We start from the raw sequence: 26,337 nt of genomic DNA, 5'->3' as shown, positions 1-26,337 counted from the left end.
TTAAGGAAGTAAATATGCAGGAAATGCAACCAAGCATTATTCCCAACGCCCAAAGGCAAGATGATGTTCTTTGGCATGTCGATGACAATGGCGTAGCGACCATCACTCTAAACAGAACAGCCAAGCACAATGCTTTTGACGCTTGTACGATCGACTTGCTGATCCACCGCCTAGATTATCTCGCTTTACGAACGGATGTGCGATGCTTGGTATTAAAAAGTAACGGCAAGCACTTTTCATCCGGGGCCGACCTGAATTGGATGCAGTCGATGGCCGACAGCACGAGGCAAGATAATTTCGTTGATGCCCAAAACTTGGCAAGACTCATGGAAACACTAGATTCGTTCCCTCAACCCACCATCGCGGTTGTACAAGGCTCCGCTTACGGTGGCGCGCTGGGATTGATTTGTTGCAGTGATATCGCCATCGCGAGCCAATGTGCCAACTTTTGCTTAAGTGAAGTTAAGCTTGGTTTAGTTCCGGCAACCATTGCACCCTACGTCATGCGCGCGATGGGGAATCGACAAGCTAGACGTTATATTTTAAGTGGTGAAGTCATTTCAGCCGAGGATGCCGAACGGTTTGGTATTGTGCACGAAGTGAAAGAAGCCAAACAACTTGAAAATGCGGTCGATAGCGTGATCAAGACGTTACTACTTAATAGCCCAGATGCGATGCGTAAAGCGAAAACGCTCTGTCACCAATGTCATCAAAACCCCATCGAACAACAACTGATTCACTATACTAGCAAGCTCATTGCGGACATTAGGGTATCGCCACAAGGCCAAGATGGCTTGCAAGCGTTTCTTGAAAAACGAAGCCCAAGTTGGGTAACCAAATCACAGGACAAGTAATGCTGCCTTCAAAAGTAAAGATTGTCGAAGTAGGTCCACGAGATGGATTGCAAAATGAATCTCCTGTTGCGACCCAGACTAAAATCCGGCTGATCAACTTACTCTCAGATACTGGGCTAACGCATATTGAGGCGGGCTCTTTTGTCTCACCCAAGTGGGTGCCACAAATGGCGGACTCAATAGAGGTCATGAAAGCAATAACACGGCGAAATCATGTTACCTACTCTGCCCTGACACCAAACCTAAAAGGCTTAGAACAAGCGTTAGAGGCTGGTGTCAATCAGGTCGCGATTTTCACTTCATCCTCAGAAGGATTCTGCCAACACAATATCAATTGCTCGATTGCAGAAAGCCTAACTCGCTTCGAACCTGTAATGCGATTAGCCACCAAACACGGCATCCCTGTTCGTGGCTATCTATCCTGCGTTGCCGACTGCCCTTACGATGGCCCGACAGCCCCTAAACAAGTGGCGAGCGTGGTCAAATCACTCATCGATTTAGGGTGTTATGAGGTGTCTCTAGGCGACACAATCGGTACAGGCACGCCAAACCGTATCGCTGCTATGCTAGAAGCCGTCATGTTGGTTGCACCTCTTCCCCAGCTTGCTGTCCATTTCCACGACACATGGGGACAAGCTCTCACCAACATTTATCAGGCACTGAGTATGGGCATCAATACCATCGACAGTAGTGTAGCTGGGCTGGGTGGATGCCCATACGCTCAAGGCGCATCAGGAAATGTCGCAACGGAGGATGTACTGTATTTGTGCCAAGGGTTAGGAATAGAAACGGGGATCGACTTAGAGCTACTGGCTAAAGCTGGCTGGATGATCAGCGAAGAGCTGGGTCGGCAGCCTACATCAAAAGTGTCATTAGCATTGCGTAACCGCGTATTATCACTTTCGTAGAAGGCCATCCGGCACCTCATTTTCTCCCAACCCAAGTTAATTTGCTCTACTTTCGAGTAGGGAAGCGAAACCGCCCGCCAGTACGATAAATAATTAGAGAAAATAAGATAAGCACACAACCTACTAGTTTATTTGCCGTTAGCACTTCGCCATACCACAGCACGCTCAGAATAACCGTCCAAACTGGTTCTAATATCATAATTAGAGCAGCGTTACCTGCCTGAACAAATTTTTGCCCCATGGTTTGCATTACGTAACGCAAGCTCGTCGCTAATAAGGTACTCAACGCAAACCACCACCAAATAGAGGAGTCCACCTCTGCCGGGAAAGATTCCATAAAAAATGAAACCAACAAACCTAAACAACCTGCTGAAAAAAGTTGCACGCAAGTAAGCAGCAGCACAGGTAGTTTTTGAGAGTATTTGCTGTTCACATTAAAATGAAGCGCCAAAACCAGTGCTGCACCAAGAAACCACAATTGACTGGCCGATTGTTTCCAGCCACCAACTAAAGAAAGACAAGCAAGACCTAATACAGCGATAGGCAAAGAAAGCCAGAAAATTCGTTGTGGTCGTTGACGAAACATAACCCATGCAACAATCGGCACAAACAGCATGGAAAGGCTCATGATAAATGCGCCTTCCCCAAGAGTATCACTGATAGAAATAGCGTAAATCCATGTCATAACGGCACTGCCTAACAGGAGCCCGACACCACCAGCAGAAAGCACATCTTTTAAGTTTGCTTTCAGCAAAGGTCGGTAACATAGAGGCAGTAAGCAGAGCGAAGCGATAGTAAATCGCGCCCCAATAAAGCCAAAAGGTGGTAAACCCTGTATTGTTTCCTTAGAGAATATCCAGCCAAGTGCCGCGATCATCGTCGTCGCAACCAGAATAACCGTCGCTTTGCGTTCTGAGTTAAACATAAGTACTCACAAAATATGGAACACACAATAGCGCAGCAAGAGAGTTTTACTGCGCTATTGTGTAAATTTGAAAGGGGTTTGTGTCGAGCGAAAAAGTGAAAGCCCGATCCTCTCCTGTATTGTTGTCACGCAGATTGAAGTTCTGCTGCTAGATACATTAAATGCAGGCAAAGTCTTAAGGCAAGCCTTTTCGCATACTAAATTACTTTGGCATTCTATACAGCAAGCAAACTGGCTAAAACCTGTACCGGGTGTCGAACTACCTCCCCTTCAAAACGCTTAACTTGACTGCGGCAGGAGTAGTATTGCGACTTAAGCGCTCCTCAATACAGGTTGAATAAGGCGAATTGCTTTTTACCAATCGCCTCTGCAATGAAAACTTATTGATTAACTACAACGAGCGGTTAAATTGCTCCACGGCCTCTACAACACGGCTAGCGCCATCTTGTATTTCATTCATCACATTGCCTGCTTTTTCAGAGAGCTCTAGCGTATCTAGTGCTTCTTTTTGGCATTTAGCGATCAGCTTAACTGCGTTATCTGTTCGCTGTAGGTTTTCACTGACCATTGTGACAATTTCATCGGTGGTTGCATTGGTTCTTGTAGCAAGCTGTCTGACTTCATCAGCAACAACGGCAAAACCTCTGCCATGCTCACCCGCGCGAGCCGCTTCTATCGCCGCATTTAACGCCAATAAGTTAGTTTGGTCAGCGATACCACTGATGCTATTTACCAACTCGCTAATACGCGATGAGTGCGCTTTAAGCTCGTCAATCGCGGTGTTCGCTTGCTGCATTTGCTCGGAAAGTATCTGCATCTTTTCTAACGTTGAGCCTATAACCTCTTGCCCTTGCAGGGTTTGTGTTCCAGTTTCTTGGGAGATTTCGTTCGCCAATTGCGCAGCCTGGGCCATTTTCTGTTCCTGCATCACCTGCTGGGTAATATCTGTCGCGAACTTAACGACCTTGTAGAGCTCTCCTCTGTCGTTATGGATAGGGTTATATGAAGCCTCTAACCACACCTCTTCACCATAACGGTTAACTCGTTTGAATCGCTCTGATGAAAATTGCCCTTTTGCTAAACGTTGCCAAAACTCACGGTAAGCTTGAGAGCTCGACTCTTCCTGATCACAAAACATGCGATGATGCTTCCCTAGAATCTGATCAAGCGCATAACCCATTGTGTTTAGGAAATTATCGTTGGCTTTTAAAACATGGCCATCTAATGTGAACTCAATCACCGCCATAGAACGACTTAATGCATTTAGCATGTCCTCTTGCTCACGGGATGATTTGATCGTTCGCGTAAGTTCAGAAGCAAAAACAAAAAAGCTTTCTACTTCTCTGCGCTCATTTAAAACAGGCTGGATAATCGTTCTTAACCAGGCTTCCTCACCATTACCTTTCCGTACTTGCAATGCCCCATTCCAGAACACTTTATCTTGGACGGCTTTCTTCATTCGATGAAAGTGGTCTGTATTGCGCGAATTTGACGGTACCAATTCAGTAATTGATTTCGTTAAGATCTCATCATCATGTAAGAAAAGTTCTTGCTGTAGTTTGGTATTTGCAGAAGTAATGAGGCCTTTACTATCCAATGTTAAGCGGATCATCTCTTCATCTAAACTGGTTTGGATTTGCTGCAGGATTTGCAACTCCTGCTTTAATCGTTGATTTTCTTGTTGAAGCGACTTATTAAAAAACATGACTTTCTCTCATTTGACCGACCTTCGGATTAGTCAAAGGTTTATTATTTGTATACCGAATAAACTGCAAGCGGCAAAATCGTTTGGTTGCATATTCAAACGCGATTTCTATTTCTTATCAAAGGACCCCGCTGGGAATACGGCGATTTTTTCTCCAGTGTAACCTAAGCGCAGTATACTGAAATTTCTTCAGCACCCAAGTTGTTTATATATTTATCAATATTAAAGCTCTTTATCGCCAATTTGAGGTTTGTATTTGTGGATATACTTATATGGAGAAGTGGTGTGTTCAGATCAATAAGCCTTTTCATTTAAAAAAAGGGCCTTGACTTAGTTCCAATAATTTTCGCCGTTTTACCGCTTTTCCACCCGACTTTTGAGCGATTACCCACTCCTTATTCGCTTGTATTTCTATTAACAACGCACGGAGGAACCAGCAACAAGCGCATCGATTTGCCCAGTATCAATACGTTGTGGTATCCGCTCATTCAGTTTGCCGTGAAGGTGATGAATCACCAGCTCACCAGTCGACTCGTCACGATCAGAAATGAGGCAATGAGGTAATGAGGTAATGAGGTAATGAGGTAATGAGGTAATAACGCATGACACCAGAGATTACATTGTGTGTCCAACATTGTGCCCACTCCTAAGTTTCATAACTTCCTTCCCTCGGGCGCTTCTATCTCTCACCACAGCAACTATGCTTAAAACGACATGTATTCAATTGTCTAGCTTCAACATATGAAGGTTAAGTGAACATAAACAAGCGAAGGAAACAGGGCCATGGAAGTCGATAAAAATGATAAGTTAACAAAAAAATTACAGATAGTGATTCATTGGTCTGTAAGAGTATTGTCGATAGTTATGTTGTTTGTAATCGTCATGGGTGTGATAGATGTTGCATGGACGATATATCAAAAACTTATCACGCCACCTAAACTCATTCTGACGATTTCAGATATGCTAGCCACTTTTGGTGCTTTTATGGCCGTTTTAATTGCTATTGAAATTTTCATCAATATAACTATTTACCTGAGAGAAAATGTTATTCATGTAAAAATCGTCATGGCCACCGCGCTGATGGCAATCTCCCGAAAGGTCATTATTATAGACTTTGAAACCTTGTCTCCAATGTACCTGATTGGAATTGCGGCTGTAGTTCTTAGTATGAGTCTTGGTTACTGGCTGATCCATAAACTGCCCAATAAGAGCCATACTGAATAAACTTCTCAGCCTCCCGAATTTTTAGATACTCTCAAGGCATGAAAAAGTCTTGTCTTGGCACGTTGGAAGCTAATAAATTCCTCCATGCTAGGCTCTATATACTGCTAGACTACAAGATTATAGAGTAGTGCCTAAGCGGAGAAATTATCGATATTGTTTTCTAGCAGCTAATCTTTGAGTATTGGCACAGCTCAATGGGGGCAAGTGTTGCTCCAGTTCCCCCATCTGATATATACCCTCAACATCTATGCATTTTACTTTCAACTTTTCCGTGGTCCTCTTAAACAAGGTCGTCACGAGTAGCCTGAAGGATTACATCCGGCTAGAAGTAACAGCCAGAAAAGTGATTGTCAGGTGGTCGGTCATCTCGCCGTAAAATTAGCTCTTAACGTATACCTTCAGCTCAGTTTGCGAAACAGCCTTAAAGGTCAAAGTAACTTTCAATCCCATTCAGAGTGTTGGTCGTGGCCACAGCGGCTAATATCAACCCCATGATCCGACTTACAGCACTAGCTCCTGTATTCCCAATAATCCTGTGTATGCCGCTGGCCATTAATAGCAAGATATAAACAACCAATAGTACCAGCAGCATCATAGCCACGGTCTGGACTTGCTCCCAAATATTAAACCGCACGTTCTCTGTGAGTAAAACGGCGGCTAATATTGCGCCAGGGCTAGCAATTGATGGAATGGCTAGAGGAAAAACTGCTGTATCATGATGACTATTGAGCGTTCTGATTTCTTCTGCTGGTTTACTCTCACCAAATATCATAGTCAAAGCAAACAAGAACAATACGATACCGCCCGAGATTTGAAACGCAGACAAGGGAATACGCATTGCTGTAAGTATGATTTCACCAGCAACAACAAAAAACAGTAGGATAGCAGCGGAGAATAGAGTCGCAAACAGAGCGACCTTACGCTTTGCCACTTCTTCATAGCTTTTTGTGGTTGCGATAAAAACGGGCACAGTACCTATGGGATCGATGACAGCAAAGAAAAAGATAAAAGTTGCCACAAAGTCAATCATGCTACTTCTCCAGTACCAATTTAGCTTTAAGGATAGAAGATCAGCTTGAAGTAGCAGAGAAAATGTTTGACGCTAACATAGCGAGAGCTCATTCAGAAAAACAAAAATGGTGCGTTATTTACAATACAGAACTTACTTCTATCCTATCGATAACTATTAATATCTCAAAGGTAATGACTACCATACCTAACGGTAGTCGCCATCGCTTTAGACTTCTCAGAGAACATCAAAAAAAACAAGTGAACGAGAAGAATATCGACGTCATAAGATAGTGAGGCTTTAGTGTTTATACCAGTGCTCTTTTGACTCCATTTGAGCTTTTACTTCTGCACTATATTCAGCAGTAGGTCGTGCCAATAACCTTGGAATGCCGATAGGTTCTCCGGACTCTAAACAATAGCCATACTCCCCTGTGCGCAAGCGAGCCAACGATTGTTGAATCTTAGGTAACAACTTTTGCTCTCTATCTATGATTCTTAATGCGATTGCAGATTGCTCCTCACTGGACGCCCTATCGCTTTCGTCACTGAATTCCATTGGCGCAATCATCTCTTCTTTCGCACGTTCAATATGCGCTAACGTCGATTCATAAAGCTCAAATAATCGGTTTTCAAAAAACGCGAGCTGAGCTTCATTCATATAATCCGCCTCGGGCGCTGCAAGAATTTCTTCTTCTGTCATGACATGCTTTTTCTCTTCGTTCATAGAACCTCCACACCGAGATAAGAGTTCGATCTCTAAATTCCGTACATCTGAATCTGTATAACTTAACGACGAATGAATGCGCCAATAAGGTACAGTACTCGACACAGTCACAAACTGCTTGATGCCAGAGTTAAGATCACCGACTATATCAATTGTTATATTATAACATTACACTATAAAGAGCATGAGCATGAACACCCAGAAACTCCCTGTTACGGTTTTGTCCGGCTTTCTAGGCGCAGGAAAAACAACCGTTTTAAGTCATATTCTTAACAATAGACAAGGCAGAAAAGTCGCGGTCATCGTCAACGACATGAGCGAAGTCAACATCGATGCGGCGACCGTTCAGAATGAAGTTTCTCTCAACCACAGTGAAGAAAAGTTGGTTGAAATGAGTAACGGCTGCATCTGTTGTACCCTGCGTGAAGATCTACTTGAAGAAGTTACTAAACTCGCACAAGAAGGCAGATTCGATTACTTAGTTATCGAGTCCACTGGCATCGCCGAGCCACTTCCCGTTGCAGAGACTTTTACGTTTGCTGATGAAAACGGGCTCTCACTTTCAGACGTTGCGCGTTTAGACACAATGGTTACGGTGGTTGATGCGATTAACTTTCTGCGTGATTACGATGAAGCTAAGTTCTTAACAGAGACAGCCGAATCCTTAGGTGAAGACGATGAACGCAGCGTCGCCGACTTGCTCGTTGATCAAGTAGAGTTCGCTGACGTTATCTTGATAAGTAAAACCGACCTCGCTGAGAAATCAGAAATCGAAAGGCTTCTTGCGATTCTCAGAACTCTCAATACATCCGCCACCATCCTTCCTATCTCGAATGGTGAAGTAGAACTTGATGCGGTACTCGACACACAAAGCTTCAGTTTTGAAAAGGCACAACAAGCCCCAGGTTGGTTGAAGGAAATGCGAGGCGAGCACATACCGGAAACCGAAGAATACGGCATTTCCAGCTTTGCCTATCATGCGAGACGCCCTTTCCATCCAGAGAAGTTTTACGACTTCCTCCACAATGCGAAAGATTACGGCAAACTGATTCGTTCCAAAGGCTACTTTTGGCTAGCAACAAGACCAGAGTTTGTCGGTCAATGGAGCCAAGCGGGAGGCATCGCACGTTATGGTGTTGCGGGTATGTTTTGGAAAGCGATTCCGAAGGAGGAATGGCCGACGGATCAAGATTACCTCGAGGCTATAAACGACATTTGGCAAGAACCATACGGCGATATGCGACAAGAATTGGTGTTTATTGGTCAGGGATTAGAGCAAGAGAAATTGATTGCTCGTCTTAACGAATACTTGTTAACAGAAGATGAGATGGAGCAAGGGCTCGACTATTGGTTATCTCTGGAAGACCCTTTCCCTGAATGGGAACAGTAAACGACTGAGATACAAAAAGCCTCCCACCATTCGGGAGGCTTTTGTTACACAGAGCCAATTTTGGTATACCGAGCCAACGCAACAAGTCCGCTCTTGGTACAAGCCGAGATTCAAACATGTGGCAATGGAATCTTCACCAGCGCAATCAAAACGTCTTCTTCTGACTCAACTTAGCTATTTTCTTTGGCCAAGGATCTTCAAATGTTGCCCCCTGTTGCCATTGCTCCAATTCCGCATCCGTTAAAAAGCAGCTTTCCAGCGCATCAATAAACACATCGACTTCGTTTTCTTGACCAATCACCGTTAAGCGACAACGACGATCACCAAAGCGGCTTTCAACACTGTCTATCTTATCTTGCAGGATTTGACGATGTTCTTCAGTGAAGTTTTGCGATTCGTCATTGATTACCGAAGCGCGCCAAAAGCCTGTAATTTCAAGCCCCACATTGCCATTCGCTTGGCTCCAAAGCAGTGAAACATCGTCTCGAGTTGGAAACCAAAAGAACCCTTTACTACGGAACACACCTTTAGTTAAATACTGATGGCAGGTATTCCACAAACGCGCAGGATGAAAAGGTCGATCATCTTTGATCACTTTGGCGACAAGGCTTTGTTCGTCTTTATCAGAGAGATTCAACGGCTCATTCACCGTCTCACGAAGTTCTGCGATTAACTGCTCAACGAGGAAGAAATTGTAGTCTTGCTCACCTTTCAACATGCGGATATCCAAGTTTCCCCATGACGTTTTGATTATCTCGGTGTAAACATTAAGCGGATGAATCCCCTGCGCGATGTTGCGAACGGTATTGTCATCCACTTTGTCCGTCTTGGTGAGCATGACACGGTTTGAGAACATAATTTGCTCTACCAACAAGTTTTCAACGCCGCGAACACCCTGCTTTACGTTCTCTTGCCACTTCGGAATTAAGGCAGAGCCTTGTCGATAGTCATCTCGCAACCAAGTCGCATCCACCAACGTAATCACGTCTTTGAGAGCGAATGGTGCGTTGTTTTTAAAATACTCAACCAAAGGCAAAGGATGACTACTGCCCGACGTTTCAATCACAATCCATTCTGGCCATTTTTCTGCGCAGAGCTTTTTAAGGGCTTTATCGAGCTGCCTTACACCACTCGGGCTGCTGATGCTGTCTCCACTGATCGTGACAAAGTTGCCCTGCTCTTCACTCACCGCATCGGTATTTAAGATAAGCACGCCATCAACGTCTAACTCACTCATGTCATTCACAATAACGGAAAGATCAATACCAGAAGAATCGGCTTGTTGAAGAATGTTGCGTAAAAAAGTGGTTTTCCCTGACCCGAGAAACCCATGCAAAATAGTGACTGGAATTGATGGCATACCTTTGACCTACAAACTCTGAATAAACACATGTTATAACATAACAATTTGATGAGTTATAGAAGGAATCCAATTGCTGTCTTAGACCCAAAGCTTAAGAATCGGTAAAGACCACAGAGACTGATTTTTCAGAACTCGCCTTCGTTTCTCAGCACGTTTCATCACCAGCAAAGGTCTGACTATTGATAAAAATAATAAGTGGTTACAAAACGACCATTGCTTTGTTTATAAAATTGGAGAAAGATGACAATACAGCGATTTATAGGAGGTGGTGTTATGACTTTAGTTCTTACCGTTCTTATTTTCCTAAGTTGTATTGCGATGCTCGCAATTGGTGTGATGTTTTCACGTAGGCCGATCAAAGGCGGAGATTGTTGCAAAGCGTCCGATGTTGCGGATGTGGACGCACGTAAAAGAAAAAATCGCAGTCATTATTCTTCTAGGAACACATATTGAGACTCACCTATTGCTCCAACCTCATAACACAAAATAGCATAACTGAGCCCTAACAAATTGTCGGGACTCAGTTTTTCGTTTCTACTAGATAATCAAACTCTGATACTCGCGCCAAAAATGAAGGTTTCTGGATGTTAGGAAGCGACTTCGCGATAGGTAAGTCGGCTTTCATTGCATCAACCGGACGATTACGAACTAAAACTTCAAAATGTAAATGTGGTCCGGTTGAACGACCAGTATTCCCAGAGAGGGCTATTTTTTGCCCACGCTTTATAACTTGACCTTTTTTAACCAAGATTTTATTCAAGTGTAGGTAACGAGTTTTGTACACACTGTTATGTTCAATCACTAAATAATTACCGGCATAAGGGTGCTTGCGGACCGCAATTACTTTTCCATCCCCAGTAGAATAAACTGGCGCACCGATTGGTGTCGCGAAATCCGTTCCGTTATGCGGGGTGACTCTTCCCGTCACTGGGTGTTTACGCTTAGGGTTAAACCCAGAGGTGATTCGGCGGTATGCCCTATCGACAGGATAACGGTTAAACGCTCGCTCCAAACTGTTACCAGCTCTATCATAGAACCGTCCATCCTCGGCTAGAAATGCAGCGACTTCGCCCTTCGCTAAGTTAAAAGAAATAGCCTTAATCTCACTATTGCCAGTTTTGTATTCACCTAAATATTGCTGTTTCACTAATATATCGAAACGGTCACCGGCTCTAAGAGATCGCGCAAAATCAATCTTATCTTTCATCACCTGCGTAATATTTGCGACGTGGCCTGATGCCAATCCTACTCGATGTGCCGAGACTGAAAAACTCCCTTTGATTTCTCCCGAAAATAAGGTTTCACGCCATTCCCCTGAAATTTCCTGAAATTCGTAAGAGAAGGAGCCATCGTTTTCTCTAGTGTAGATAGCCTTCTCTACAAGGCTCATATGATAAATTAGTCGACTCAATTGCCCCATGTCATCCATCACTAATTCAAGCTCTTCTCCGGGCTTAATCATATCTAGCTGGAGGTGATCAAGATCAACTGAGAGAATTTGCTGCAAAATACCGTAAGGGAGACCCAATTGAGCGAAGATACCACTGAGCGTATCTCCCACTTTAACTATGTAGTGTATTTGTTTAGGTTTAGGCAACGGAGTCAAACTGCTATCTGAGGGAACCACTATCTTTGATGATGGAGGTGGTGACGAATCACTGCTTTGATTCAGTTGAGTGCTGTGACTATCTTGATTTGGCTCATCCTCTGTAGGTAGAAGCAAAGCGACCGAAAAACAAAACACAGCAACGATTAAAGCAATAAATTTAAACTGACTCATGAGAAACTAAGTATCAATAACAACGATTGTTATGTTATAACATATCTAGGATTGTTTTTACTCAGTTTAGTAAACGTTTATTCAGTTCACTGGATTGGCTAAGAGAAGACCAGTCATTCAACCCATTCTCTTTGAGAAGGCTCAATAATGAACACATTCAATTCAGCACTTATCGTTGCAGGAACACACGGAAACGAACTTTCTGGTATTTATTTACATAAACTAATCAAAGAAAAACGTTACTCTGTCAATAGATCAACCTTTTCAGCCTGCTCGATCATCGCAAACTCCGAAGCAGCAAAACACAACGTCCGATACATCGATACAGACTTAAATCGCGAGTTCTCAGCAATGAATAGCAATCATTGTCCTGATTTGCATGAAAGCAAGATTGCACATCAATTTATCGAGAAATATGCAAACCAAGAAAAACTGTTGATTGTTGACCTGCACAATACAACAAGCAATATGGGAGCGACGTTGATTTTGCTTTCTAACGATGTGTTTTATCGGAAACTGGGCGCGTACGTCAAACAACGAATGCCATCAGCACATGTCCTTTTCGAAGAGCGAAAAGAATGGCAAGAGCAACCTTACCTTTGTACTGCTGGGCAATATGGAATAATGATTGAGGTCGGGGCGCAAGCACATGGTGCGCTAGAGTACAGTACGTTGGAGTTGATGAAACAGATGCTTACCGCAGTATTGGACTATGTTGAAAAGCACAACCTCAACCAAATAGGCTTACTGAGCGATTATGAGGCGTTTTTTTACACCGAAGAAATCAGGGTTCCACTTGATCAAGAGGGTATGCGGCAAGCACTAGTACACCCTACTATTTGTGGCAGAGATTTTGAGGCGGTCAAACCAGGAGCACCTTTATTAGCGACTTTCGCTGGTTATGATATCCATTGGAATGGCAAAGGGGAAATTTACCCGCACTTTATCAATGAGAGCGCCTACAGTACCGCAAATATAGCAATGGCCCTCGCTAAAAAAAGACGTGTTTCTTCCGTGTAACTTAAAGCAAGTAATTAGGCCACGTGTAACGTGGATACCTCACCCCATGAATAAAACTGTGCCTGAACCGCATAGGCAGAAAATACGGGTACTAACCCCACCCTAATACGGCAGCATAAGTGCCCTAAGCGCAGCTTTAAAAGAAACCCCACTAGAATTTTAAGGAGGTAAGACATTATGGTTAAAAGGAGAGTTTTCTCTTTTCTATCATGATGCCTTCTCCAAACATCGAAATAATCTATCTTCAAATTGGTCATCTAGACCGGAAGAGATCAGTTCTAGGCGGCTTTCTGAACACTCGTCTAGTTCAAACTCTGTGAGTCCATCTGATGTTAGATTGTAACCAAAAATACCGCTTCCCGTGATAAAAACCGCTTTCATTCGTTCGACCTTGAGGTCGAGCAGCAATAATCTCAGCTTTTGATGATCGAACACGTTTTCAGCGGATATACGCCAACCGATACTGTAGAAACCTTCCCCCTGATTGGTTGCTTTTAGAATGCCGCTCTCAGGCATAGGCAACTCAGGAACAAGTGACTTTTTCTCTCTTTCACGATAAAGAACAGAGGGCGTTTTTTGCACGTCAATACGAGTCGCTCCCTCACATTCATGAAAAGGGATAGCGCCATGTTCAGCGAAAATCACTTTTGTTTCCCGCAGACCGAGCTTTGCTATATAAGCCGTCAGCTTTTGCTCATCTTCATCTTGATAGAGATCGCGCTTATTACCTACCACTGTATCTGCGATAGTGATTTGCTGGTTAAACGTTTCATGCTCAGTGTACTTAGGATCCGATAGTTTACGTGCATCGACTAAAGTAATGTTTTTTTGCAAAGCGAGAATTTGACGATAATACTCGGTCGATAGCACTTGCAGTACTTCTTTAGGATGACCAAGGCCTGTAGGTTCAATCAACAATCGATCTGGCCTTGCTTCAGACAATAATTGATTTAAGGCGATTTGCATCGGAAGACCTGCTGCACAGCACATACATCCCCCGGGGACCTCTCGAATAAACACTTGGTCTTGTTGTTTTTTTTGGCCTTGTAACAAGCTGCCATCAATACCAACTTCGCCAAATTCATTGACCAATACAGCCCAACGTTCATGACTCGGTTTATGGGTCAATAAGTGCATTATTGCCGATGTTTTCCCCACCCCGAGAAAGCCAGTGATGATGTTAGTCGGCACTCGCGAAATCAGTGGCTTATTAAAGTTCATTGGCAATTCTCCGGTAGCCTTGGACTAGTTCATGGTTGGCAGAAACGACGGATTCGGAAAAAGCTGAATATTCTGGCGGCACTTTAGAGATACTCTCTAAATCAAAACCGACACCAATATTGGTCATCGGTGGTACATGGAAATAAGCGGGTAAATCGAGGCCATCGACGACACAGTTATGACGAATAACACACCTCTCACCGATGACGCTATTGAACACGACGGAGTTGAAGCCAATGAAAACATCATCACAAACCTGGCAAGGACCATGAATAATCGAACGATGAGCAATGGATGAGCGCTCACCAATGGTCACCGCAGCCCCTGCCTTAGAGTGAATTACGACACCATCTTGGATATTGGTGTCACGTTTGATGACGATAGCTTCCATGTCTCCATGGTTATTAACTTCGTCAGCTCGAATAACAGCATAGGGTCCAATAAAAACGTTATCCTCAATAATGACTTTGCCACAGATAATAGCGGTTGGATCGATAAAGGCTGTTGAGGACACCTGTGGCATATGGCCCGTTGGGTTTCTTCTTAACATAATGCTTCCAGTTTGTTTATGGCTCTTTTTTTACGGTCAGCGACTTAACGATTGAAGGATAAACGCATCGCTCCAGCTGGTTTATCGATGACTTTGTTATTGTCATAAACTAGCGCGCCATTGACCCAAGTCTTTTGAATTTGAGCTGAAAATTCATGTCCAGCAAAAGGCGACCAACCACAATGATATAAACTGTTTTCGTTGCTAACTCGTGTTGGGGTATGAGCATCAACCAACACCAAATCGGCGTAGTAACCTTCACGGATAAAACCTCGGCCTTGAATGCCATAGCGAATGGCCGGGTTGTGCGCAGTTTTTTCGACTACTTGAGTCAAACTCATATGACCTAAACGGACATGCTCGAAGAGAGTAAGTAACGCATGCTGAACTAACGGCAGTCCGGCTGGAGCCTGCTCGTAAGGCACTTGTTTTTCTTGCCAAGTGTGAGGAGCGTGGTCTGTTGCAATGATATCTATTTGCCCCGTATTTAACGCTTTTAACAACGCATCGCGGTCACTAGGAAACTTGATTGAAGGATTACATTTGATCAAGTTACCAAGAGCACCATAATCTTTGTTGCTGAACCAAAGATGGTGAACACAAGCCTCCGCGGTGATTGATTTGTCTCGAATGTCTCCCTCGTCAAAAAGTGCTAGCTCCTTCGCCGTTGTGATGTGCAGCACATGCAGTTGGCTGTGATACTTTTTGGCAAGTTCTACCGCATAAGAAGATGAAGCGTAACAGGCCTCTTCGTCACGCAAAATGGGATGGTCTTCGATAGTGAAACCTGGCTTCTTAAGCCTTTGCTTTTGCTGGTTTTGTTTAATAACAGTCCCACTTTCACAATGAGTAACAATGAGTACTGGAGAGTCACGAAAAATTGACTCTAACGCTTGCGGATCTTCGACTAACAAATTTCCTGTTGATGCCCCCATAAATACTTTCACACCACAATGTTGTTTGGGGTTAAGTTGTTTAATCTGTTCAAGATTGTCTTCGGTTGCACCGAGGTAGAAAGAATAATTCGCAAACGAGCTTTCTTTAGCGAGAGCGAACTTGCGCTCTAACGAGTCAATAGTCGTTGTAGCCGGACTAACATTGGGCATTTCCATGTAGCTTGTAATACCGCCGGCCACCGCTGCCCGCGACTCACTTGCAATTGTGCCTTTATGTGTCAGCCCAGGTTCTCGGAAATGCACTTGATCGTCAATCATGCCTGGCAGTAAGTAAGCCCCTTTAGCATCAATTACAATATCTCCGTGTTGTACGGATATATTAGTAGCAATCTTGTCAATTCGTTGATCAACAATACGTAAATCTGTTTCGGTAATGGCTCTTTCGTTGACCACCCGAGCGTTTTTAATCAATGTTGCTGACATAATTCATTCTTTTAGATAATTTGAAAAGGTGGCCAATACTCGGTCACCTTGTGAAGCTATAAGGGGAGATCGTGTGTCTGCCTCATAGGGGGCGGTTTGCGCATTCATCGCAAACACAGGAAATCTCAAATTGTGGGCTAAGAACGGTGAAGCCTTCTTGTATGGCTTTCGCACATACGCTAGAAATAACATTGGCTTCAACCGCTATTTCACTAACCTTTCCACACTGAGAGCAAATCAAAAACTGTGGAACGCCATGCTCCTGATCGCACGCGATTTGAGAACAAACGACGTATTTACTAGATGTATTGAGCTTATGGACAAAGTGCTCTGCTTCAAGGAAATCGAGTATTCGATAAACCGACATCGCTTGAATGTTTTGAGAAAAGTTGTGATTGCAGTAGTCAACTAGTTCGTAGGCAGAAAGCGGCTTCTCCGCATATAGCAGCGAAGTCAGTATCAATTTCCGTTTAGTAGTGAGTTGTTTACCTCGCAGCAGGCAGATTTTCTCTACCTGCTTCATGACGTCATCTACCGTTTTGAGCTTTCTCATATCTCTAGATGAAATCCAATGTGAGTAGTAAGCGACGTTCATTATCTGCAACATGTGGAGAGCGATGTATAAGTCCAGTGGCTTCATTGCCTTCCCAACCACTTCCTTTGAGCAGGGCAACATCGCCAGGCTGCATTCGTCGTATGGCACTTTCAGAGTCGTATAAGCCCGATAGGTGATCAGGTTGACCAAGACTACCGGCACCGAGTTTAGTGCGATCAATGGTATCGTTGGTTAACCATTCGGTCGCTCGGCCGGTATAAGTTATGACAAGTCTGCAAGGCACACGATCAAAGTGAAATTTCGGGCACATCGGGCTGTCTAGGCGAGTTAGTCTCAAACCTGCTTCTTTAACCTCAAACAAACAGCAGAACATATCGACGATTAAAGCAACATCTTCACTCAGCGCATCAGCACACGCATAGCCCTCTAACTTGCTTCGTACCCATTGTGCAGCATCATCTGGCGTGACACTTTGTACCAGTGCCAATCTAGGCTCCTGAGCCAGCATCAGATTAATGTCCTTCGTCAACTCTTTCGAGAGCGTTCGCTGCCATATGGCAATATTGTGCTCTGGTTTGTAGATGTCGCTAAGTATGTTCGCTGATGTCGATATCGCCAACGATGATGTTGTTTGGACACGAAGCGGGTTCTCAACTACATCAATGCTCATATATCTTCCTCCCAAGCGTTAAAAAGGTCAGGTAAAGGTTTTAATAACGTTGATTTTCTAGGGCTATGAGACCTAGTAATCGTTACGATTTCGCTCTAGTTCACGGACATATTGACACAGTCCCACCCCATGTAGAGTCAAGTCAGACAGCGCTTGTGAAGAAATCAACGTTTACTCTCTCTCAATAGGAGACTACTGGTTGTGAGATCAATTCTTTAAACAACAAATTGTAGAGCCCCAAACAAGGAAATGTTATAACATAACAATTAATCTTTTCAATATTTACCTTTTTTGATTAAAGATAATTAGGGGAACATCATGAGCATGCGAGCACGGAAATTATATTCCGCGATTAGAAAAGTAACGCGTGGGTGAATCGCCATAGACCCGACGAAACATCGCAATAAAGTTACTGGGCGTCGAATAACCTAAAGCATGTGCAATATCTCCCACCGATTCCCCTCGAGCTATCATTTCTAATGAATGTATTAGCAGTACTTGTTGCCGCCATTCACTAAAACTCATGTTTAACTCACTACGAATCAATCGTCTTAACGTCCGAGATGAGACTGCCCCGATATTGGCCCAATGCTCCACAGAATGCTTGCTGTTTGGGTCTATTAAAATTGCTTGAGTAACTTTTTGCAGTCTCGGATCACTGGGCAGTGGGATGTGGAGTGACTCATGAGGGCTATTGACGATTTCATCGGATATTACGGCAAGAATACGTAAAGACTGTATGGATAGATCGTCTGTTTTACTCCATATCGATGCTCTAACCGATAGGGCTTTCAACACATCGCTCATTTGGATCACGCAAGGTCTCATTGGAAACCGCTCACAACTCTCTGGAGTAAACAGTAATGAACGACCTTTCAGAGAACCACAAAAATAAACACTGTGCATCGCACCCGGGGGGATCCAACCAGCTCGGTGAGGTGGTAGTATCCACGTTCCTTCATCGGTTTTGACCTGAATTAGCCCTTCATCTATACACAGTAACTGGCCTCGATGATGACTGTGCCAATTATGTGGCCGTTGATCCAAATGGTTGAAGTCGCTCCTTTCATGCTGCCACTCCTTAGCGATCAGTGCGGCACCATTTTTCCATTCGCTGTAATCAGAGTTTGTCACTTTATTTACTCAATTCCATTTTGGCCATTATTCATTATTTTCTGTCCTCTTAACGTTACCATAGCAAGTTAGCGTTCGAGTAACATTTTAGCAACGATCACTTTATCGAAGGCAGAACCATCATGAACGAACCTATCTTTATTATCTATTACATTACAGCAGGCTTGGGCATTGGCTTTCTCGCAGGACTCGTTGGTGTGGGTGGTGGTGGAATGGCCGTCCCTATTTTTGCGTTTCTATTTTCACTACAGGAAATAGCTGATACGGAAGTAGTGCATCTTGCGTTAGGGACATCAATGGCTTCGATGATTGTTACAACATTGGGCAGCATGCGCGCTCACTACAAAAAAGAGAATGTAGACTCGACAATGGTAGGAAAAATGTTGAGCGGAGTTCTAGTCGGAACATTTTGCGCCACATTCGTAGCATCGTATCTACAAGGCGTCTATCTGGCAGGCTTTTTCAGCGTATTCATGTTGTATGTTGCTTATAAGATGTTTCTCAACACTGAAAATGAGTACAACCCTAACCCACATGGGGCTATCGGTAATATCACTGTAGGCTCGGTGATTGGCTCTGTATCAGCACTTGTCTCTATAAGCGGTGCGGGGTTGATCATCCCCTATCTTGTCCAGCAAAATTTTGAGGTAAAACGTGCTATTGGTACCTCTGCTGCGATAGGTTTCCCTATCGCGCTGTCAGGAAGCCTCGGTTACATGTTAAACGGATGGGAAAATACAGATTGGAACAACTTAGTCTTAGGATACATATACCTTCCTGCAATGATCAGCTTCTCCATTAGTAGCTACTTAACTACTAGCCTCGGCGTGCGTTGTGCAGCGTATTTCCCAAATAAAGTTCTTAAGAAAATCGTTGGTATTTTGTGTGTTCTTCTAAGCTTTAAAATGCTGGGACAAGTACTTAATTAAGGCAAATAATACGGTCACTAGTATGTCTTGCACTATGGTGGAGGGATAAGCCTGCACAAAACTTACTCCTCGCTTTGCTTACTCGAACAGACAACGTGTAAGAAAGTGTCACATTGTTGCTATTCTTGTGGCTTTGTTAGGCTAGTCAGAATTACATCCAAAATTTTCTGGTGATTGTCCTTTCTGGAAACCTCGTCACGCTCCTGGCAAAGTGCTTCCTCCCCTTCTGATGCGAGAATTTTAATGCCACGCTCAGTACATTCTGCGAACGCACTAAACTGACTCGCACTGGGGATCTCTTGAAACGTCACATTGGGAAGATCAACAAGTGATTCGGCTGGTGTCAGTGCGGGATGTAGCCGATCAGAAAGCGTCACCACGGTGATAGCATTGTTCATCAAGGCCAGAGTTTCAGGGACAAAAGTTTTCGTTAGCTCAGGGTTGATAACGACGACCGATTTCAGTTTGTTTTCAGACTGAAATCGGGGGAATTTTTGATCCGGGATGCTGGTAATATCAACGTTATTTTCACGTAACCAATGACAGTCTACATTGGTGGCGTTGTGACACGATGTTCGATATTTCTCCGGGCTTATTTTCGCTCCGGAGAGCATCAGCATAGATGTGCCGCCCAGAAAAAAGCCGACCCCCTGCACTGCATCAGTATCTACGCCTCCGGACAGTATCCCGACCGAACTTAATTCGTTCAGCCCAAGCACCAAATCACTGGTTCTGAATGTGATTTCATCAACAGCCATTTCTGCATTGATTTCGTTCGGTGCAGGAGGCTTTGGTACCACAACGACATAACCTTGTTGCGCCAGGCTCGAGGCTATCCAACCACTGTGGGAAAACGCTGACCGTGTTCCGCCCTGCGACAAAAGCACAACGGGAAATTTTCCACTTGCTAAAGGGGCATCTAACTGCGTTTCGACTGATTTAAAAATGTTCCCCCTACCAAACGAGAAGTTGTTTTTTTCGTTCGTGGTGGGATACCAATAATAGACTTCCACAGGCTTGTCTCTGTCTTCACTGAATCCCGTTTTGACTGTTAGCGCAGAATGGTATTTCGGCTCATTCGTACTGGCGCTGACACTGACACACAATGTAGCGAGTAGAAAAGACATTATTATTTTGGTTTTCATTTTTCCCTCAGCCGGCAAACACATTCTTCTGCACGGAATCTGAAGATAACGAGCAGAAGAATATCCATATATTTTGCGAAACATAGCAATTAAGCTATTCATAGTCGAGGTAACCCAAAGAAAATGATAGACCGCTCCAGCTAGAGCCTTTCTTTTCAATAATTTTCTGCGGATATCCACCATGCAGAAGTTTGTACTTTACTCATTGTAAACGACTAATCATTGCCTCTTAAGGCAACATTAGAAAACCAACCGTATTCACAATCCATAACTCCATAACTCATAGTTACACCGATGTATATCTAAGTGAGCTGAAGCTTCATTGCCCATCCAGTGCCCTTTGCATTTTTATAGCAAGGTAGCCAAGCACCATTTTATTACGGACCATTGCTGCGCGGCTAATGCTTTTGTTTTGTATCGTAACTGATTTGCTTACTGACGTTCTTTAGTTGCACTCCTGCCTTATTAAATGCCTTTTGAATAGTTGTGGAAACATGCTGGCGGCCCTCTCCTTCAAAAAAGTTAGCTCGATCTTGCTTCGTTTCGAATACGCAGACTATTTCTAAACTTTGTGGAAAAGAAGAGAATTTGACGGTATGAGTCACCCAAAGAAAGCCATCGTAGCCTTTTAGCGTATCTTCACAAACTTCGGTCAACACTTCTCTAATTAGATTCTCGACCTTCTTATCTGATTTGCGCATAAATTAAACTTCATTCCTATCTAACGCCTTTAATTAGGTTTCAGTGTACATTGTCTTAAACAGTATTTGGCAGTGGTATTTAGTCAATAGCCTGTAGATGAGGTTATTCGCACGAAGATTTACCGACCTACTCGCTTCGAACTACATCTTACGCTGTTAAAAATAAGCGCTTTGCAACTCTACAAAACGCTTCTAACTTATTAGATTATTTTAAGTGTGTTTCAAGGAATGCAGAAACCTTGTCCATTGCAATGCCGACTGCTTCTGGATGGTCATACAGTTCATAGTGAGACCAATTTTCCAAATTAACCAGCTGTCGGTCTTTTGATTGAACAGAGCGGCCATAAATTTCCTGCCCATCACGATAAGCACCAAACGCCCCGACTTTTTGCCCTACCACGGCCATAACAGGCTGAGTCAATAACGTTTCGGCAAATGCAAAGGCATCCCAGCTCAGTGTTTTCTGTGCATGTGAAAACAGCATACGAGTTGCACCACCTTCGGTTTGTCCACGTGATGTTTTGTAGTATTCAGTAGCTTCGAACACGTCTCGTTCTGTTAATCCATTTTCTTTTGCAAATTCAATATTTGGAGGAAGAAGTTCATCGATTTTCAGCTCTGAGCCGCGAGCTTCGGCTGTTCTCTGTGCAGCCATAGCTTCAAGATTGGCGATAGGGTCGTACATACTAAAGCCTTCACGGAACAAGCGGCCTAAGTTAACAGGCGTAATACCTACGACAGCTTTCAAGCGCTTTTCGGTTAGGGCTGAATTGATCATGTAACCACCACCGCCGCAGATACCGAGTCCACCAATTCTATTCTCATCGACATATGGTAAAGTTACTGCATAGTCGATAACGCGACTGATATCTTCAACACGTTGACTTGGGTCTTCTACGTAGCGAGGCAATCCTCCCGATTCTCCTTGGAAGCTCGCGTCAAATGCGATCACGACGTAACCTAACTCAGCAAGGGCTTTACCATAGACAGCGCTGGATGTTTGTTCTTTACAACTACCAAAAGGATGAACACTTATCATTGTTGGGTAGCGTTTCGATTCATTGAAGCCTTCTGGGAATAAAATTAATGCAGACATATCCCAAGACATATCAGCATTTCTAAAAGTGATTTTTTGCATATTCATAATCAATACCTTAAGAGTAAAAAGCCTTGAGAGCAGAAAGGCTCGAAGCAATTGAGCCTTTCATCGGGAATATTAAAGAGTGCGTTGGAAGAAAGATGCGAGTTGGGATACTGCGTCATCGACGTATTCGGCAACATCATAAAGCGACATATGGTTTGCACCATCAATGGCATACAAGGTTTTATCTGAACTCGCAGCACGTTCTATCAGGTCATCACTCATCCATTTGCTGCCTGCGTCACTACCAACGACAGCAAGAATTGGCTGAGTTAGGAATGCTTCCGCTTTGTGGTACGCATCGTAAGTAATGATCTGATTTAAGTTACGAGTTAGAGCAAAACCCGGCGCATTTGGATGTTCACAACGTGGTGTGTGGTAATACTCCCAAGCTTCGCGTAGTTCTGCATTTGAGGCATCTTCTTCACGCATCGGAGCTAGAGGAATAGTCGCGAATTCTGTACCATTCGTGTCGGTTGTGCGAGCATTCGAACCAAATTCTAAGTAACCAACAGCGTCAGCATCGTTAACCGAATTATCCCAACCATTACGGAACATTTGGCCAATGTTTACGGCACTAACCATACCCAGTGCTTTGATTCGACGATCATTGATCGCTGCATTTGCACTATAGCCCGCACCAGCACAAATCCCCATTGCGCCAATTTTATCGTTATCGACGTACTCTAACGTTGTCAGATAGTCGACGACTGCGCTCACGTCTTCAGTACTCGTGTAAGGGTTTTCCATTTGGCGAGGCTCACCTGTACTTTCACCTTGATACGAACGGTCAAACGCAATGGCAATTATGCCGCTTTTTGCAAGTTTACTCGCGTATAGGCCTGCGGTTTGCTCTTTTACGCCACCACCTGGGTGTGAAACAACAACCGCCGCATATTGTTTACTTGCATCAAAATCTGTAGGGAAGTTGATAACCGCTGAAATCTCAATACCTTGACCATTGAGATTTTTGAAAGTGACTTTAGACATAGCGACATTCTCCATTAGAGGTTAACTGTTCATCTCAGGCTGACCTGAGCTTCGAGGTAATATTAGTCAACACACTGTTTCGGATAAATATCGTTTTATCTACATGACTGTTTAGTTATACTTAACAAATGAGAATAGAACCTTCTTTAATTTCATCACTGACGTGGTTTGCACATATTGCTCGCCATCGCAGTTTCACTAAAGCAGCCTTAGAAATGGGGATAACCCGTGCTGCCTTATCACAACACCTGAAAGCGTTAGAGCAACAGCTACAAGTTCGGTTAATCAATAGAACCACTAGAAGTATGTCGTTGACTCAAGAAGGCCAACGTCTGCTTGATATTTTGCAACCTTCATTGATGAACATTGAGCAGGTCGTTAACGAATTGAACGACTCTCATCTTGAGCCTTCGGGATTAATCCGTATCAGTGTATCAAGAACCGCTGCTCGGCTGCTTATTGAGCCCTATCTAGGTGAGTTCCTCTCTCGTTATCCTAAAATACGCCTAGAGCTAATCATGGATGATGGGTTTTCTAACATCGTCGCAGAAGGCGTTGACGCTGGCATTCGCTTAGGATTAAGCTTAGATGAACATATGGTTGCGGTCCCTATTACTCCGCCGTTAACAACGGCAATAGTGGGCTCTCCTGAATACTTTAGGCAAAATGGACTACCTCAAACTCCTGAGGATTTAGAAGGTCACAATTGCCTTGCTTATCGTTTTACCTCTAGCGGAACAATTGATCATTGGTCGCTAACCTCTCCAGATGTTGCAAAGCGCACCCTCGTTTTCGAGCCTAAAGGCAATGCTATTTTTAATGATGACTATAGTATGTTACAAGCTGCAATACAGGGTGTGGGTTTAGTGAAGCATATTGATTTATGGGTGGAAAAGCACATAAATGAGGGAAGATTGACCCGAGTTCTGACACCTTGGTGCAAAGAGTTTCCTGGGTTTTATTTATATATACCTTCACGAGAGCATATGCCGAAAAAAATCCGCGTCTTGATGGATTTTTTAATCGAAAAGCGCGAAGCTCTGAAACTCAAAGAGTAATTACCAAATTGCTTTAAGTAAAAAAGCGAGCACGAGGCTCGCTTTTAACTTTCTGTTTTCGTTATATATTACAATAGCTCAACCGATTGTTTAGCTATCACAAATTCCTCGTTAGTAGGAATAACAAGAGCTTTGGCACCTAATAACTCAGATGTTGCAATAACACCTGCGTTACCAAACCTTGCATCTTCGTTACCTTTCTCATCTTCAACAAAACCTAACAGTTTTAGGTTTTTCAAGATTTCACGACGAATTGGTAGTGAGTTTTCACCAATACCACCAGTGAAGATGATGCCGTCTAATGAATCCAGAGCCGCTAGGTAGGAAGTAATGTATTTCGCAACGCGGTAAGTGAAGATCTCAAATGCCAACTTCGCACGTGAATTCCCCGCTTCCATTGCTTCTAGTACGCCACGAGCATCACTTGTCACACCAGATACACCTAAGAAACCTGACTTCTTGTTCATCATCTCGAACACTTCGTCTTTTTCCCAGCCTTTACGGAAAAGGAACTCGATAACACTTGGATCAAGGTCACCACAGCGAGTGCCCATCATTAGGCCAGCTAACGGCGTCAAACCCATACTTGTATCAACACATTCGCCATTTTTAACCGCACTCACTGATGCACCGTTACCTAAGTGCACAGTGATAAAGCTGCTTTCTTCAACCGGCTTATCTAGCATTTTCGCTGCTTCACGGCTTACGTAGTAGTGGCTTGTACCGTGAGCACCGTAACGACGCACTTTATGCTCTTCGTAAAGCTCGTAAGGAAGTGCGTACATAAAGGCTTTGGCTGGCATTGTTTGGTGGAAAGCAGTGTCAAATACAGCAAATTGAGGCAGTGAAGGGAACGCCGCCATTGCCGCTCTCATGCCTTCAGCGTTCGCTTTGTTATGAAGTGGTGCAAGTTCAGCAAGGCGCTCTACTTCTTGAATAACTGTTTCATCAACTTTCACAGTTCCTTTAAAGGTTTCACCGCCTGCGACAATGCGATGGCCTACAGCGACAAATTTTGAGCTCAAACCTAGAGTATCGAGTAGTTTTACCACTCGCTCAACAGCGTACTGATGATGGTTGCCACCAGCTGGAATTGCTTCAACGGTTTTTTCTCCCTGATATTTCCAACTGATTTCAGCTTCAGGTAGGCCAAAACACTCACCAATACCTGATACCAAAGCTTCACCGGTTTCAGAATCAATAACAGCAAATTTTAATGAAGAGCTACCAGAGTTGATCACCAGTACAAACGAATTAGACATGAAATAGTTATCCTGTTGTAGAGCAGAGGTTGTAATAGCGCTTGTGCGCTGCGTACTTCTTGTTTGCCCCTCTATTATTCAATAATTTTTTAATCTTTCAACAATCTTTTAGTAAAACCGATTTGATTGAACAAATTTTGTTGATCTGTAGCAAGTTTTGATTTTATTTGAAGGCTAAAAGATATCACTTGTTAAAGATAATTTATGAATAGGTCAATTTGTACAAAGTCAGATATATAAGATACGTTGTTTATTGGGTGAACAAAAATAACAAACCAATCAATAAATCGGGGTAATAATGTGCCCACTATTGCATTTCTATTAGTGATCTTAGGTTCGATTTTGCTCTGCTGGGGATGGCAGATGACAAAAAACATCTGCTCGAAAACTGACGTAACCGGGTGGACTTTTCCTATTATTGTTAATCAGCTGTTTCATTTTTGCTTATGCCGTTTTTTTGCACGCCATCATGCAAAAACCTATTGCTTCTCTCTTAGAAACGGGGGTTTCTCTTATACTTTTTGGCGGCAGTATCTTTGTCGTGCTGGTGATTAAGTGGAGCAACGATTCGATATTCGAGCTTCATACCGTTGCTGAAAGAGAGAAGCGCAATGCTGTCCATGACGCTCTTACTGGGCTCCCTAATCGTAAATACTGCTTTGAGTCTATCGAAGACATGACACAACCTGAAGGCCAA

The 26,337-nt window shown here is 43.6% G+C and carries 24 protein-coding genes and 2 pseudogenes; 8 read left to right on the top strand and 18 right to left on the bottom strand.

The genetic code is table 11. The annotated features are described in order from the left end of the window. Positions 1 to 14: 14 nt before the first annotated feature. The gene (locus J4N40_RS17295) at positions 15 to 854 is read left to right on the top strand and encodes an enoyl-CoA hydratase-related protein (RefSeq protein ID WP_085568957.1); all 840 of its coding nucleotides are present in this window, start codon (positions 15 to 17) and stop codon (positions 852 to 854) included. Then, positions 854 to 1,762, top strand: coding sequence for a hydroxymethylglutaryl-CoA lyase (locus J4N40_RS17290; protein WP_250654695.1), 909 nt, complete (start codon positions 854 to 856; stop codon positions 1,760 to 1,762). The genes J4N40_RS17295 and J4N40_RS17290 overlap by 1 nt, the downstream gene beginning before the upstream one ends. A gap of 46 nt (positions 1,763 to 1,808) precedes the next feature. Here the strand turns inward: J4N40_RS17290 and J4N40_RS17285 are convergent, their stop codons facing one another. From J4N40_RS17285 to J4N40_RS17275, 3 genes and pseudogenes are all read right to left on the bottom strand, one after another. Further along, positions 1,809 to 2,687, bottom strand: coding sequence for a DMT family transporter (locus tag J4N40_RS17285; RefSeq protein ID WP_005375761.1), 879 nt, complete (start codon positions 2,685 to 2,687; stop codon positions 1,809 to 1,811). Between the two features lie 391 nt (positions 2,688 to 3,078). Then, complete coding sequence (locus J4N40_RS17280) at positions 3,079 to 4,392, bottom strand: methyl-accepting chemotaxis protein (protein WP_171342544.1); 1,314 nt, start codon at positions 4,390 to 4,392, stop codon at positions 3,079 to 3,081. Between the two features lie 420 nt (positions 4,393 to 4,812). Further along, a pseudogene (locus tag J4N40_RS17275) lies at positions 4,813 to 4,929 on the bottom strand (universal stress protein); the annotation flags it as partial. 246 nt (positions 4,930 to 5,175) lie between these two features. Here J4N40_RS17275 and J4N40_RS17270 point away from each other — a divergent pair. Then, a complete protein-coding gene (locus J4N40_RS17270) occupies positions 5,176 to 5,616 on the top strand; it encodes a phosphate-starvation-inducible PsiE family protein (RefSeq protein ID WP_005375731.1) in 441 nt (146 codons plus the stop codon). Between the two features lie 421 nt (positions 5,617 to 6,037). Here J4N40_RS17270 and J4N40_RS17265 read toward each other — a convergent pair whose 3' ends face one another. Both J4N40_RS17265 and J4N40_RS17260 read right to left on the bottom strand, forming a co-directional pair. Beyond that, positions 6,038 to 6,646: a MarC family protein gene (locus tag J4N40_RS17265; RefSeq protein WP_054576790.1), complete on the bottom strand. Its 609-nt coding sequence runs from the start codon at positions 6,644 to 6,646 to the stop codon at positions 6,038 to 6,040. 279 nt (positions 6,647 to 6,925) lie between these two features. After that, positions 6,926 to 7,351 (bottom strand): TraR/DksA C4-type zinc finger protein, encoded by a 426-nt coding sequence (locus J4N40_RS17260; RefSeq protein ID WP_017635733.1) that lies wholly within the window; start codon positions 7,349 to 7,351, stop codon positions 6,926 to 6,928. Between the two features lie 190 nt (positions 7,352 to 7,541). On the opposite strand from J4N40_RS17260, the gene zigA reads away from it, so the two are divergent. Next, entirely contained in the window at positions 7,542 to 8,741 is a 1,200-nt protein-coding gene (gene zigA / locus J4N40_RS17255) for a zinc metallochaperone GTPase ZigA (RefSeq protein ID WP_250654613.1), read from the top strand. A gap of 145 nt (positions 8,742 to 8,886) precedes the next feature. Here the strand turns inward: zigA and J4N40_RS17250 are convergent, their stop codons facing one another. Together J4N40_RS17250 and J4N40_RS17245 are read right to left on the bottom strand one after the other, a co-directional pair. Further along, the gene (locus J4N40_RS17250) at positions 8,887 to 10,101 is read right to left on the bottom strand and encodes a CobW family GTP-binding protein (protein WP_213972148.1); all 1,215 of its coding nucleotides are present in this window, start codon (positions 10,099 to 10,101) and stop codon (positions 8,887 to 8,889) included. Between the two features lie 523 nt (positions 10,102 to 10,624). Then, positions 10,625 to 11,884, bottom strand: coding sequence for a peptidoglycan DD-metalloendopeptidase family protein (locus tag J4N40_RS17245; protein WP_005375721.1), 1,260 nt, complete (start codon positions 11,882 to 11,884; stop codon positions 10,625 to 10,627). Between the two features lie 147 nt (positions 11,885 to 12,031). Between J4N40_RS17245 and J4N40_RS17240 the strand changes: the two genes are divergently transcribed. Beyond that, positions 12,032 to 12,904, top strand: coding sequence for an aspartoacylase (locus J4N40_RS17240; RefSeq protein ID WP_017821070.1), 873 nt, complete (start codon positions 12,032 to 12,034; stop codon positions 12,902 to 12,904). A 207-nt stretch (positions 12,905 to 13,111) separates the two neighbouring features. Here J4N40_RS17240 and J4N40_RS17235 read toward each other — a convergent pair whose 3' ends face one another. From J4N40_RS17235 to J4N40_RS17210, 6 genes are all read right to left on the bottom strand, one after another. Continuing rightward, the gene (locus tag J4N40_RS17235; protein ID WP_021707804.1) at positions 13,112 to 14,125 is read right to left on the bottom strand and encodes a CobW family GTP-binding protein; all 1,014 of its coding nucleotides are present in this window, start codon (positions 14,123 to 14,125) and stop codon (positions 13,112 to 13,114) included. Then, positions 14,115 to 14,675 (bottom strand): LbetaH domain-containing protein, encoded by a 561-nt coding sequence (locus J4N40_RS17230; RefSeq protein WP_017821071.1) that lies wholly within the window; start codon positions 14,673 to 14,675, stop codon positions 14,115 to 14,117. The genes J4N40_RS17235 and J4N40_RS17230 overlap by 11 nt, the downstream gene beginning before the upstream one ends. Positions 14,676 to 14,719: 44 nt before the next feature. Further along, a complete protein-coding gene (locus tag J4N40_RS17225; RefSeq protein ID WP_062730948.1) occupies positions 14,720 to 16,054 on the bottom strand; it encodes a dihydroorotase in 1,335 nt (444 codons plus the stop codon). An 82-nt stretch (positions 16,055 to 16,136) separates the two neighbouring features. Beyond that, positions 16,137 to 16,607, bottom strand: coding sequence for a Fur family transcriptional regulator (locus tag J4N40_RS17220; protein WP_017821073.1), 471 nt, complete (start codon positions 16,605 to 16,607; stop codon positions 16,137 to 16,139). A gap of 4 nt (positions 16,608 to 16,611) precedes the next feature. After that, positions 16,612 to 17,280, bottom strand: coding sequence for a DUF1826 domain-containing protein (locus J4N40_RS17215; RefSeq protein WP_025767648.1), 669 nt, complete (start codon positions 17,278 to 17,280; stop codon positions 16,612 to 16,614). 339 nt (positions 17,281 to 17,619) lie between these two features. Continuing rightward, complete coding sequence (locus J4N40_RS17210; protein WP_047104473.1) at positions 17,620 to 18,414, bottom strand: AraC family transcriptional regulator; 795 nt, start codon at positions 18,412 to 18,414, stop codon at positions 17,620 to 17,622. A 122-nt stretch (positions 18,415 to 18,536) separates the two neighbouring features. On the opposite strand from J4N40_RS17210, the gene J4N40_RS17205 reads away from it, so the two are divergent. Further along, positions 18,537 to 19,343 (top strand): sulfite exporter TauE/SafE family protein, encoded by an 807-nt coding sequence (locus J4N40_RS17205; protein ID WP_115386706.1) that lies wholly within the window; start codon positions 18,537 to 18,539, stop codon positions 19,341 to 19,343. 119 nt (positions 19,344 to 19,462) lie between these two features. Here the strand turns inward: J4N40_RS17205 and J4N40_RS17200 are convergent, their stop codons facing one another. The 4 genes from J4N40_RS17200 to J4N40_RS17185 form a co-directional block, all read right to left on the bottom strand. Continuing rightward, positions 19,463 to 20,488 carry an alpha/beta hydrolase family protein gene (locus J4N40_RS17200; protein WP_115386932.1) on the bottom strand — a complete coding sequence of 342 codons (1,026 nt, stop codon included), beginning with the start codon at positions 20,486 to 20,488 and terminating at the stop codon, positions 19,463 to 19,465. Between the two features lie 398 nt (positions 20,489 to 20,886). Further along, complete coding sequence (locus tag J4N40_RS17195; protein WP_042521903.1) at positions 20,887 to 21,189, bottom strand: hypothetical protein; 303 nt, start codon at positions 21,187 to 21,189, stop codon at positions 20,887 to 20,889. Positions 21,190 to 21,394: 205 nt separating this feature from the next. Then, positions 21,395 to 22,333, bottom strand: a complete 939-nt coding sequence (locus J4N40_RS17190) for an alpha/beta hydrolase (RefSeq protein ID WP_017635745.1) — start codon at positions 22,331 to 22,333, stop codon at positions 21,395 to 21,397. A gap of 72 nt (positions 22,334 to 22,405) precedes the next feature. Then, positions 22,406 to 23,320: an alpha/beta hydrolase gene (locus tag J4N40_RS17185; protein WP_017821078.1), complete on the bottom strand. Its 915-nt coding sequence runs from the start codon at positions 23,318 to 23,320 to the stop codon at positions 22,406 to 22,408. A gap of 128 nt (positions 23,321 to 23,448) precedes the next feature. On the opposite strand from J4N40_RS17185, the gene J4N40_RS17180 reads away from it, so the two are divergent. After that, on the top strand, positions 23,449 to 24,378 hold the full coding sequence (locus tag J4N40_RS17180; RefSeq protein ID WP_115386707.1) for a LysR family transcriptional regulator: 930 nt from the start codon (positions 23,449 to 23,451) through the stop codon (positions 24,376 to 24,378). 68 nt (positions 24,379 to 24,446) lie between these two features. On the opposite strand, the gene J4N40_RS17175 is transcribed toward J4N40_RS17180, so the two are convergent. Then, the gene (locus J4N40_RS17175) at positions 24,447 to 25,640 is read right to left on the bottom strand and encodes an acetate/propionate family kinase (protein WP_005375697.1); all 1,194 of its coding nucleotides are present in this window, start codon (positions 25,638 to 25,640) and stop codon (positions 24,447 to 24,449) included. Positions 25,641 to 26,003: 363 nt separating this feature from the next. Between J4N40_RS17175 and J4N40_RS24675 the strand changes: the two are divergent. Continuing rightward, a pseudogene (locus J4N40_RS24675) lies at positions 26,004 to 26,325 on the top strand (GGDEF domain-containing protein); the annotation flags it as partial. Positions 26,326 to 26,337 lie beyond the last annotated feature (12 nt).

The sequence above is a fragment of the Vibrio sp. SCSIO 43097 genome (genome assembly GCF_023650755.1).
GTDB lineage: Bacteria > Pseudomonadota > Gammaproteobacteria > Enterobacterales > Vibrionaceae > Vibrio > Vibrio alginolyticus.
The sequence above is the reverse complement of the archived record's forward strand: the minus strand, read 5'-3'. Positions and strand labels throughout refer to the sequence as shown.